Origin of the sequence: Sulfuricurvum sp., from assembly GCF_028688295.1 — a bacterium.
Classification (GTDB): Bacteria; Campylobacterota; Campylobacteria; order Campylobacterales; family Sulfurimonadaceae; genus Sulfuricurvum.
In genome coordinates, this window is the sequence record NZ_JAQTYM010000063.1 from 2,030 (window position 1) to 13,329 (window position 11,300).

At 41.3% G+C, this 11,300-nt stretch carries 14 protein-coding genes; 3 read left to right on the top strand and 11 right to left on the bottom strand.

Going from position 1 to position 11,300, the window contains the following annotated elements; translation table 11 throughout:
• Both PHR02_RS10875 and bamD read right to left on the bottom strand, forming a co-directional pair.
• On the bottom strand, positions 1–1,304 hold a 1,304-nt coding region (locus PHR02_RS10875; RefSeq protein ID WP_299992035.1), incomplete at its 3' end, for an LON peptidase substrate-binding domain-containing protein.
• 36 nt (positions 1,305–1,340) lie between these two features.
• Positions 1,341–2,057 carry an outer membrane protein assembly factor BamD gene (gene bamD, locus PHR02_RS10880; RefSeq protein WP_299992036.1) on the bottom strand — a complete coding sequence of 239 codons (717 nt, stop codon included), beginning with the start codon at positions 2,055–2,057 and terminating at the stop codon, positions 1,341–1,343.
• Between the two features lie 127 nt (positions 2,058–2,184).
• On the opposite strand from bamD, the gene fliW reads away from it, so the two are divergent.
• Entirely contained in the window at positions 2,185–2,565 is a 381-nt protein-coding gene (gene fliW / locus PHR02_RS10885) for a flagellar assembly protein FliW (RefSeq protein WP_299992037.1), read from the top strand.
• 2 nt (positions 2,566–2,567) lie between these two features.
• On the top strand, positions 2,568–3,329 hold the full coding sequence (locus tag PHR02_RS10890) for a pyrroline-5-carboxylate reductase (RefSeq protein WP_299992038.1): 762 nt from the start codon (positions 2,568–2,570) through the stop codon (positions 3,327–3,329).
• A 15-nt stretch (positions 3,330–3,344) separates the two neighbouring features.
• On the opposite strand, the gene PHR02_RS10895 is transcribed toward PHR02_RS10890, so the two are convergent.
• The 8 genes from PHR02_RS10895 to PHR02_RS10930 are packed head-to-tail and all read right to left on the bottom strand — an operon-like array spanning position 3,345 to position 8,845.
• On the bottom strand, positions 3,345–3,869 hold the full coding sequence (locus PHR02_RS10895) for a hypothetical protein (protein ID WP_299992040.1): 525 nt from the start codon (positions 3,867–3,869) through the stop codon (positions 3,345–3,347).
• A complete protein-coding gene (locus tag PHR02_RS10900; RefSeq protein WP_299992041.1) occupies positions 3,866–4,390 on the bottom strand; it encodes a hypothetical protein in 525 nt (174 codons plus the stop codon). Before PHR02_RS10900 ends, PHR02_RS10895 begins: the two co-directional genes overlap by 4 nt.
• Positions 4,390–5,421: a hypothetical protein gene (locus tag PHR02_RS10905; protein WP_299992043.1), complete on the bottom strand. Its 1,032-nt coding sequence runs from the start codon at positions 5,419–5,421 to the stop codon at positions 4,390–4,392. The genes PHR02_RS10900 and PHR02_RS10905 overlap by 1 nt, the downstream gene beginning before the upstream one ends.
• A complete protein-coding gene (locus PHR02_RS10910; protein WP_299992044.1) occupies positions 5,418–6,260 on the bottom strand; it encodes a tyrosine-type recombinase/integrase in 843 nt (280 codons plus the stop codon). The genes PHR02_RS10905 and PHR02_RS10910 overlap by 4 nt, the downstream gene beginning before the upstream one ends.
• The gene (locus PHR02_RS10915; protein ID WP_299992046.1) at positions 6,238–6,693 is read right to left on the bottom strand and encodes a hypothetical protein; all 456 of its coding nucleotides are present in this window, start codon (positions 6,691–6,693) and stop codon (positions 6,238–6,240) included. The genes PHR02_RS10910 and PHR02_RS10915 overlap by 23 nt, the downstream gene beginning before the upstream one ends.
• Complete coding sequence (locus PHR02_RS10920; RefSeq protein ID WP_299992048.1) at positions 6,683–7,306, bottom strand: lysophospholipid acyltransferase family protein; 624 nt, start codon at positions 7,304–7,306, stop codon at positions 6,683–6,685. Before PHR02_RS10920 ends, PHR02_RS10915 begins: the two co-directional genes overlap by 11 nt.
• Positions 7,299–8,597 (bottom strand): tRNA (N6-isopentenyl adenosine(37)-C2)-methylthiotransferase MiaB, encoded by a 1,299-nt coding sequence (miaB, locus tag PHR02_RS10925; protein ID WP_299992050.1) that lies wholly within the window; start codon positions 8,595–8,597, stop codon positions 7,299–7,301. Before miaB ends, PHR02_RS10920 begins: the two co-directional genes overlap by 8 nt.
• Positions 8,598–8,602: 5 nt before the next feature.
• On the bottom strand, positions 8,603–8,845 hold the full coding sequence (locus tag PHR02_RS10930) for an HP0268 family nuclease (protein WP_299992051.1): 243 nt from the start codon (positions 8,843–8,845) through the stop codon (positions 8,603–8,605).
• Positions 8,846–9,010: 165 nt separating this feature from the next.
• Here PHR02_RS10930 and nusA point away from each other — a divergent pair, with 165 nt between their 5' ends.
• On the top strand, positions 9,011–10,141 hold the full coding sequence (gene nusA, locus PHR02_RS10935) for a transcription termination factor NusA (protein ID WP_299992053.1): 1,131 nt from the start codon (positions 9,011–9,013) through the stop codon (positions 10,139–10,141).
• A 102-nt stretch (positions 10,142–10,243) separates the two neighbouring features.
• Here the strand turns inward: nusA and PHR02_RS10940 are convergent, their stop codons facing one another.
• Complete coding sequence (locus PHR02_RS10940; RefSeq protein ID WP_299992055.1) at positions 10,244–11,197, bottom strand: ABC transporter permease; 954 nt, start codon at positions 11,195–11,197, stop codon at positions 10,244–10,246.
• Positions 11,198–11,300: the final 103 nt, after the last annotated feature.

The window sequence follows — 11,300 nt, forward strand, 5'->3', positions numbered from 1 at the left end:
ATCTCATCGAGGACGATGACGGGATTCATCTTTTTCGCTTCGATTACCCCTTGAACGATTCGCCCCGGCATTGCACCGATATAGGTACGACGATGTCCGCGCAGTTCGTTCACATCTTCCAACCCACCGAGTGCAATCCGCACGAGTGGACGCTTTAAGGCTGTGGCAATAGAGTTGGCAAGAGAGGTTTTACCCACACCCGGAGGACCTGCAAAACAAAGGATTGCCCCACGCCCCTCTTTGTCGGCAATACCGCGAAGCTCAAGGAGCTCTTTAACCGAGAAATACTCCAAGATACGCTCTTTTGGTTTTTTGAGGGAGAAGTGATCTTTATTGAGCTGATTCTCAACGTCGTGAATATTGAGCGCTTTTTTCGCCTCTTCGCCGTAGGGAATCTCAAGCACCCATTCAAGGTACGTTTGGATCATCCCCGCATCGGCGCTGTCAGGATGCATTCGCGCAAAACGCTCTAACTGCTTGTTGATCTCTTTATACGCATCGGGATGCATTTTATCTTTTTTAGCATCGAGTTTTTTACGGAATTCCTCGATCTCTTCATCACGGTGAGTATCGGTTCCCAGCTCTTTTTGGATCTGCTTGAGCTGCTCTTTAAGAAAATATTCTTTGTTTACTTTCTCGATACGAGTGTGTACTTTTGAGCGGATCTCTTTTTGGAGCTTGTTAGCTTCGGTTTCTTCGATCAACTCATCAATCAACATCAAAAAGCGTTTTTCAGGATCGCGTTCGATAAAGAGTTTATAAGCATTCTCTTTTTTAATTTTGATTGAACTGCAGATGAGATCGACAATGCGGTTGTATTCATGGTTCTCTTCAATAGTACGTAAAAGATCCGGTGGGAAATAGTTACTCACTTGTGAGAGGGCGCGCACTTTTTCACGAAGTACTTCCAAGATAGCGTCCATTTTCAGTTCATTTACCGCCATCGATGAGATCAAGTCGACGTGAGCACGAAGCGGATTATCGTGTACCATTTCCATAATATGACCACGAGCTAACCCCTGAAACAAAACCTTGATTCGACCATCAGGAAGTACGACCTTACGCATGATAGATCCAATAACGCCGGCATCATAGATCGCATCCCCTTCTCGTTCTCCCTCATGCTCGGGCTTTACGGGGCAAACGATGATAAGAGAATTATTCTCAATCGCCTCAGCTGCAGCAGCGATGTTTTTTTCATCGTTTAAAAAAAGCGGTGAGATCATAAACGGATATAAAAAGAGCTCATCTTCCGCAATAACTGGAAGATTCGTTGGAAAAGAGCTGTAGTTACTAAGTTGCATCGACAAAATTCCTTGATTAAAAATTACAAAATTGGCCTATTTACTCTGATTGTCATCCATAGAGATAACATTACGCGTTTGTGGAATTAGGAAATCGTACCAACTGCTGCTACCATCACCTTCAAACATCTCTCGATACCAAGGAACATTTGCAACGACGATCTCATCAGGTTTAATCCATGTTACCGGCGCCATTGAACGATAATAGTCTGAACCTTTTGGTTTGCCCAAACGCTCATACATTTGTGCAATGTTTTCATTCAACACTCCACGAGCGAGTTGCAATTGTGTTTCCATCGTATTTAACTGTGGCAAATAGGTCGAATATGGGTAGTTCATTTTAAATGTTTCCGCCCCTTTTAGAGTCTCATCAATCAAACCTTGATCACGCCCCGGATTTGGTAATGCCAAAAATTTTGCTTTAACTTTTAAAAATTCCGCATACTCACGCCCCTCAGGAGTGGCATAACGACGAATATATTCATTCAAAAAATGTTCTGCTAACAAATACTCATCATGAGCCATGTGCGCTTGCGCCATAATCATGGTCGCTTCTGCTAAAAATGGGGAACTAATATGTTCACTTTGCAGGGAACTAAAATAGCTGTCTGCTTTTTCTAGATTACCGTTTGAAACGGCAGTAACCATTTTTTCATACCAGTATTCAGCCGGTTTATTAAACTCTTCGAGTTCTTTACCGCATCCGCTAAAAAGGATAACTGCTATCATCGCGACTAACCATGTTTTGATCATTGCTAAAACCTACACTATTGAAATTATCAGCTATTTTACCGTAAAGAGATTAAACACCACTGCTTATTGTTGAAACTTTTTAGGTTGATGTGTTAAAATCAGTCCATTATGATACAAGAAGGTAGATATGCAGTTTGATTTAAAACTTCCCTTGCTCGGTTTTGAAGCCGTTTCAAAAATGGAGCTTCAAAAGCTCGACGAAATTTTTTTACGTTTAGAAAGTATTGGAGAGGGGCCCTCTTTTACCTTAATCAATCCCTTTTCTTTACGAGAATACTCTTTTGATATCCCCTCTTCGCTCCAAGGGCTTCTGGGTATTACTCCTCAGAGCAATCTTTTGATCTACAATATCATGATTTTACAAACACCAATTGAAAAATCAACGATTAACTTTATTGCTCCCTTGATTTTTAATACCGACAATCAAACCATGGCTCAAATTATCGTTGATAATCGTGCCGATTTTGGCATTGCAGAACCTATCGAAAAATATTTAAAAAAGGATTGAATATGGCGAAATCAATCACCTTTGTTGGAAATGGAAAAATGGCGCTCGCACTTGCAAAAGGATTATGTGAAACCCATGCTATCGAGGTGATCGGTCGAAGTATGGCAGCATTGGAGCAATTTGAACAAGCGTTAAGTACCCCAATTAAAAAAACCCTTTATGCGGACGCCGACATCACCAATAAAACCATTCTTTTATGTGTTAAACCTTCGAATCTTTCTGAAATAGCTCCTTATTTAAAAGGGAGTGCTTACGCTCTTTATTCCGTTTTAGCCGGAACCTCTCTTGAGTCTTTGAAAATCATCCACTCTCATGCCTATTGTCGAGCTATGCCAAATCTTGCTGCCGAGACAGGTGCTTCAATGACCTCTTTAGTCGGAGATATGAGCGTTGCTAGCAGTGCGATAGCTCTCTTTGAAACGATAGGTACAACCTTGTGGCTTAGCAGTGAAAAAGAACTCGATATCGCAACGGCACTTGCGGGAAGTGGTCCGGCTTATCTCGCTCTCATTGCTGAAGCCCTTGCAGATGGGGCAGTACGCGAGGGGCTAAAACGTGATGATGCCATGGTATTGATGCGGGGACTTTTCGCGGGATTTGGGAAACTCATCCAAACTATCCATCCCGCTTTACTCAAAGATGCGGTTATGAGTCCAGGGGGAACAACCGCTGCAGGGTATGGCGCATTAGAAAAAGGAAATGTAAGAGATGGTTGCATGGAAGCTATTCACGCTGCCCATTTACGCGCGAAAGTGATGAAATAGCTCCCTTCAAACAATCTATTTTTCCTGTTTTCCATCCTCATTATTGTGAACTTTCATGGTGAAGCTTGAACGTATCTTATCACCGTCTCGTTCAAAATGAATAGGGAAATTGACTCCAATAATCCACTCGCTTTTATTCACCCCATCAACAAACGTATAAAAACTCTCTGGTGAGGTAATTTTAGAGGTGGCATTCACCTCATACACTTTAAATGTTCCGTTTGTCTCGAACGTTGTGACTTCAGTTAAATAAAGATCCGTAAACTCTTTTTTATAAAGCCGCTCGAAACGCTCCGTGTTGAATGGAGTATCAAAAGCACTGATTGTATGACGATTTTGAGCTTGAAGTTCTTTTAAACGATTAAAAACTATGTCGTGTCGATTTTGAGTAAGCTCAAGTTGTTGAAACTCTTTTTTAGCTTCCAAACGGAGCAAGCGATACTCTTTCCCTTTTGGAATCAAAAAGAAAAAAGAGAAAAAGAGGACTCCCAATAATAAAATAAAAGAGAGGATAAGGATATAAAGCGTTTGTCGATTCATTCGCGCATCTCCTCATTTTCATCGTCAAGATAGTTAGTCGATACAAACCGATACCATCCATTTTCAGCCGGATAAAAGCTCGTATACGTACGATGAAAAATGGAGCGTAATGGGGCATGGAGTCTAAAGTCATACGTATCTTTATTTGGAGTAATACCGTATAAAATCAATGAACTTTCTTCTAGTTCCGCACGATCAAGTGTAATATCATCTGGAACCAAATCAAATAAATTACGGATACTCTCTTTCATCACCGTATTATCAGTCATAATTTGTTCAGCGATTTTTGACTCTTTATCAATAATTTTAATCTGAATCTCCATCTGATCGATTGTACGCTTCAAGGAAGCCTCTTTTTGTACAACCGTTTTTCTCTCATTCGTAAAATTATACGTTTTGTATTGTAAAAAGAGGTAGGTTCCAACTAACATCGCGATCGTCACCATAAAAAAGAAAAAAACAAGACGCAATTCACCGCTAATAAGGCGCTTAGCACGAGGGGAGATAAAGCTGTGTTTCATCACCCCTCCTCTTCGCTAATAGCAAGAGAAATTACTTCATCACCAATATCAATACGGCGAATTAGTACATTAAGAAAAAGTTCCTCTTCGAGATAACGCTTCAATTCTGTTCCACTTCCACAACTATCCGCGATATAGACCGTTTCAACAAAACGATTGCGACACTCTTCTCCTGCATAAAAACGCTCTAACATTTTCTGAATAAACTCAAATCGGATGTAATCATCGTTAAAATGTTCCATCTCTTGTTTGATCTCATCGTTATGAGGAACAGCGGATCGTTTTTCTTCTAGTGTCAAATCATCTTCACTAAATTCTACAATATCTTCAAGTGAATCAAGATCTTCGATATCGCTCAAGCTGTCCAATTCATCGATAATATCCAAATCATCTAAACTTTCAATGTCATCGAGATTAATCCCATGACCTAAAGTATTCTCTTCTTGTTCCTCAACGCCAACTGCAAATCCAATATCGTTATCTTCTATACTTGATCCTGATTGGTAACGGTGCATCGCAAAATTATGAGAATATTCAAGTTTTCCCTCATCAAAAAAAGCAAGGGTAAAAGACTCTTTTTGTGCTAATGCGTACAACGCAAACCCAGTTCCGATTTTATCCGCAAAAAATTGCTCAATTACCGAAAATGGAGAAAAAATAAAATCAAGTCCAATACTGGCATATTTTTTTTTCTGCGTTTCTAATTCGTTTAAAGATGCGTACAAAAGCCATTTTTTGTTTCTGCAAAGCGTTTTGGAACCGTTTAAACCCTCTTCGATATTGTGCAATGAACATCCGCTCAAAGCACCCTGATTCGGATCCGGGTTGAGTAGGGCAATATAATGAAAAGGGGATTCATCCGTATATTTGCGAATGTATGAAAGGATAGAATCATTAAGGTCTGATCCTTCAAAACGCTCAGCCGCTTTTGAGACGATTTTTTTCTTTTTAAGAGTAACAACACGAATATCGCAACTCTCTCCATCAGGGATAATAGCAATAAATATTTTGCGGTATAACCACTCTATCACTGAGAATCCTCATGAATTTGGCATAATGGGTGCGATTGATGATAGTGATCCATCTTTAAGGCATTTCCCAATTTGGTGTAAATCTGTGTTGTCGCCATACTTGAATGGCCTAATAATTCACTAACATCGGCAATTCTCGCCCCATTATTTAACAGTTCAGTCGCATACGTATGACGCAATTGATGAGGGGTCACTTTGAGTCCAACCTTTGCAAATGCCTTGGTAATCATATATCTTAGACTATTTTCGCTTAATTTTTTACCTTTGAGCTCAAAAATGTACACTTTAGAGGGGTTAGCATACAGATACTCTTGAACCAATGCACTAATCGAAGCAATCATTGGAATATCCCGTTCTTTATCCCCCTTGCCACGAATACGTGACCACCCTTCCTCCATATCAGACATTTTCAAATGGGTCAGTTCAGAAATACGAAGTCCCATGGTATACAAAAGCTTAATTGCTAAGGCACTCGTCGCATCGGCATGCTGGAGGGCATGAAGAATATGTTCATGAGTAATCGGTTTAGGAAGAGATTTTGGAATTTTAATGCTCTCATCACCACGTAAATGAACTAGTGTTCCTTGTGAGCGGAGATAATTTACAAAACTTCGAATAGCACTAAGCTTGAGAGCAATTGATTTTGCATTTAACGCAGCAATATGGAGGCGTAATGGCATCAAATTGATGTTTAGCACCCCTTCTTCTTCTGTGATCTCACTGTAATGGAGCATAGCGTTTAGTGCATGATCATACGTTTGAATCGTGAGCGACGAATACCCACGTATTGCGTCGAGGTTTTTTAAAAAATCTTCTTTAGCGCGGGGAAGCGAGTTCATCGTGTAAATTCTTAAATTGCTCATAATGTCCATCTGCTTCATCGATCAGTTCTTGCTCAACAACTACGCTTGAACCCAATCGTGTATACGCATCAATCATTATCTTTGTCATCATCTTTATCTTAGCTCGCTCTTGAGGTGTTACCTTGGGTTGTCCGGCAATACGATGAATCTCTTTTTTGTAACTTTTTGCATCTGTGTTATAGCGAACGTATTTGAGCGACATTTGAGACTGTGCCATGATCGTAGAAGCCATTCTATTGTAAGAATCAAGGGCAAACGATTCTTTCGCAAGAAGATACGCTTGTTCATATTCACCGACGGCGTACAAATATCGTGATTCGATTGATTTTTGATATGAGGGATGAAAAAAAATCCATCCCCCTAATGCAAATATTACGATCGATAAAGTGATTAACCATTTAGAGCGCATGTTCCATCAACCTCTCTTTGATCAAATCTTTTGCCGCTTCCATCTCCATACCTTCTAAATCAATCGGCTCGGACGCATAAAAATCAAGAACACCAAAAGGTTTAGGCACCGTGAAATGATCCCAACTGCGTAACTGCCAATACTTTGAGGGTACGCAACTGTAAACGATCACTTTAGTATGCCGTTTTTGTGCCATAATCACTACACCCTCACTCATTTCATGACGAGGTCCCTTAGGTCCATCAGGAGTTATCCCGATATCATACCCTTGCGAGAGTGATTTAAGCCCTTGTATCAACACTTTTGCTCCGCCGCGTGTGCTAGAGCCGTGGATCGTTCCAAGTTTAAAATAACGCATAATACTCGCGATAATCTGCCCATCAAAATGATCCGAGATAAGGACGTTGGCTTTAGGGGAGGTGCGGAATTGGTAATATAAATAAGGCTGCATGAGTAAATCCCCATGCCAAAAAGCAAAAATGACCGGTTCAGAGGGGATAACTTGAGGAAGATGAAACCGTTTTCGGTTCGTGAGATAAATTAGACGAATCAATAATGTGCCGATAGGAGGAATAAACCACAACGCAAACGTGCGAAGAAGGTCTTTACGCAATGATCTCTCCGTATTGGACGTTACGAGAAACCTCTATAATTTTAACTTTAGCAATCGTCCCTAGAAGTTCTTCACTCCCCTTGACTTTAATCCCGAGATTATTATCACTGCGACCGGCAACATAACCTCCATCACGTAACTCTTCGAAATAAACCTCGACCACTTTACCCAAATTGACCGACTTCATCTCATCAAGTATCTCATCATGTCGAGCTTGCAACCTGGCAAGTCTATTTGAACCAATCTCAGAATCGACCTCTTCGAGTTTTTCGGCCTCTGTCAATGGACGAGGAGAGTATTTAAAGCTAAATAGCTGCTCAAAACGAACCTGATTGAGGACGTCCATCGTATCCTCAAAATCCTCATCACTCTCTCCTGGAAAAGCGACGATAATATCAGTGCTGATACTGACATCAGGAGCCATCTCTCGCAATTTTCGAGCACGGTTGAGAAACCACTCTTTGGTATATCCACGCTTCATCGCTTTGAGAATCTCACTTGATCCGCTTTGAAGCGGCATATGCATTGATTTACAGATTTTCGGATTGCGTGCAAACTCTTCGATAAATTCATCGTCCATATGAAGCGGATGAGGAGAGGTAAATCGGATACGTTCCAACCCTTCGACTGCACTCACACGACGAAGCAGTTCGGTAAAATTGATCTTTTCATTTCCTCCCGACAAACGACGACCGTAGTTGTTGACATTTTGACCGAGCAAGAAGACCTCTTTGGCTCCATTCTCAACTGCTTTACGTGTTTCAGCAACAATCAAATCAGCAGGAATAGAGATTTCGTCTCCACGCGTTTTAGGGACGATACAAAAGGTACATTGCTTATCACACCCGATAGAGATGTTGATATAAGCCTTGTAAGGGCTACTGCGAAAATCTTTAAACGCGAACTGAGACTCATCATAATCGATTTCAATTTCCACTGCTTTGTCACGATGCAAAACATCCGCAATTTTAGAAACATTACGAGCACCGAGAACAAAGTTTACATAGGGGGCCCGCTTGATAATCTCTTTGCCTAAATGAGACGCCGTACATCCACATACGCCGATTTTAGCATCTGCTTTTTTGAGTTTATTAAAGACACCGAGTTCGGAGAAGAGTTTATGTACCGGTTTTTCACGGACGGAACAGGTATTGATAAGGATGAGATCGGCTAAAGTAGCATCATCGGTGAGTTCATACCCCTCATGGGCATTAAGCTCCGCGATCATGTGCTCAGAATCACGCACATTCATCGCACATCCAAGTGTTTCAATAAAAAGTTTTTTGCTCATTCGGATTATAAAATATGCACTTCGTACATGTATTCATTCGCCGAAAGGCCGAATTTTACTTCGCGCATATAAAAACTTTTGCCTTCACCTTCGAAATGATCTTGTAGTGCTAAAAGATCTTTGTGTGAATTTTCACGGTCAAAATAGATAATAGATGAGTTACTTTTTTCTACCATCTCCGTGATTTTTTTGAGGTCGATTTTACGCGGTTTTGTGTCTTGTTCGCTGCGTGCGAGTTTAAGTTCCATTGCTTTTCCCTTTTATTCAGAGTTCTTGATATTATAGGGATTATAGCGGGGATAGGATAAATATCGCATTAAGAGAAATTTATGTATAATACTCGTCCTTCATAAAAAAAGCTTCCCCGTAATCATCAATTTTTTATGAGTTACCACCATCACAAGGATATTATTATGGAAAATATTTTAGATATTATTGATTCAATTGCCAATGAAAAAGGGCTTAGCCGTGAAAATGTCCAAGAGGCGATTAAAACCTCATTTATCCAAACCGCTAAACGAATTATTAACCCAACATTCGCTTTCGAAGCCGATATCGATGATCGTACCAAAACAGTAAAATTGCGTCAAATCATCACCGTTGTTGCCGATGATGCCACTGAAATTGAGGGAGAAGAAGTAGGTGCCTATATGGGTCTTACGAACGCTTTAGAGATCGATGACGAAGCCGAGATCGGCGATCAACTTCAAATGGAACACGATATTGAGAGCTACGGACGCAGTGCCTTTGCCGCGCTCCACCGTGAAATCGAATTTCATATCCAACGTCTCGTTGAAAATGAACTGTATGATAAATACAAAAGTAAAATTAATCAGATCGTTTCCGGACGTGTTACTCGTGTCGACGGTGATCAAAATACCACCATCGAGATCGATGAAATCCGTGCCATCTTACCGATGAAAAGCCGTATCAAAGGGGAAAAATTTAAAGTCGGTGATATGGTCAGTGCCATCGTACGCCGTGTCCATGTTGATAAAGCCAACGGTATCTCTATGGAGCTTTCCCGTACCGCTCCGAAATTCCTCGAAGAGCTTTTAGCTCTCGAAGTACCGGAAATCAAAGACGGAATCGTCGTCATCGAAAAATGTGCCCGTATCCCAGGTGAACGTGCGAAAATCGCCCTCTATACTAACCGTCCTCAAATCGACCCAATCGGAGCAACCGTTGGAGTTCGTGGTGTCCGTATCAACGCGGTCAGTGAAGAGCTTTGTGGTGAAAATATCGATTGTGTGGAGTACAGCTCATCTCCTGAGCTTTTTATCTCGCGTGCCATGAGCCCTGCGATCATTAGTGCTGTTGTAGTTTCAGAAGAAGGGGATGAGAAAAAAGCAGTCGTTACTCTCCCAAGCGATCAAAAATCAAAAGCAATCGGTAAAAGCGGTATCAATATCCGTCTTGCATCAATGCTGACAGGTTATGCCATCGAACTCAATGAAGTGGGCGGAAGTATTCAAATGGGTGAGAAAGCTCAGGAAGAGAAAAAAGAGGGGCTTAGCTCACTCGAAGCACTATTTGGTAATTAAATACGCCAAGGGAGCAAAGCCCCCTCGGCTACGCTAACGCTGAGTTCTTCTTCGGCAGAGAACCCACGCGCAGTCAACCGCGCTTATATTACTCACTTACTTTTATCTTCTCACAAACGGATTAAGCTTTAACAACACCGCATCGGCAATCTGATTCCCTATCAATGTCAAAAATGCACTCATCATTAAAATCCCCATTATTACCGGATAATCCCGACTCATCGCCGATAGATAAAAAAGCTGTCCCATCCCCTCTATCCCAAAAATCGACTCCAGTATCACCGACCCTCCGATCAGCCCCGGCAACGATAACCCTAACATCGTCACGATCGGCGGCAAGAGATTAGGGAGAATATAGTATCGGATAATTTTATTCTCTGATATCCCCCGAGAACGGGCGAAATAGATATAGTCGCTTTTAAGAATTTCGAGGGTAAGAGAACGGATATAAAGAACCAAACTCCCCACTCCCACAAATACCATTACCGCTATGGGTAATGTCAAATGCCATGCCATATCGATATAATACCCTAACCCCTCCGGTGGTTCAAGCGAGTGCATTCCCGCGATAGGAAACCACCCTAACGCGACGCTCAGCACCATCATCACTACAAGTGCCAGATAATATGATGGCATCGCAAAACTGATAAGGGAAAATTGCGAAATAAACATATCCACTTTTTTCCCATGCATTAATGCCGCTTTGACTCCCATCCAGAGAGATAGACCAAACGTTAATACCATCGCAATGATATTCATCCACAACGTTACTGGAAGACGATCCGCAACCACCTCAGATACCTGTGAACCGCTGACAAACGAGATACCGAAATTAAGGGTAAAGAGATTAATCACCCAATCGATGTATTGTTGAAAGAGAGGCTTATCAAGTCCATAAATGGAGCGTAGCTGTGCTATCGCTTCGGGGGTCATGTTCGGATTGAGTTCGCCACCCATAAAGCTATTCGGTGCCATATGTATCGCCCCAAATGAGAGGACAGAAATGAGAAAAAGCATCAAAAGAGTATAAAGGAATGATCGTAATAAAGATTTCATGTGATGATTATAGCGAAAGAGGAGAAAAGTGTAAAAGAGGGTTCATCCCCAAAAGGGGACGAGAAGCAAAAAACTCTTAGAAGTTAAGAGTTAAGTATGCTTG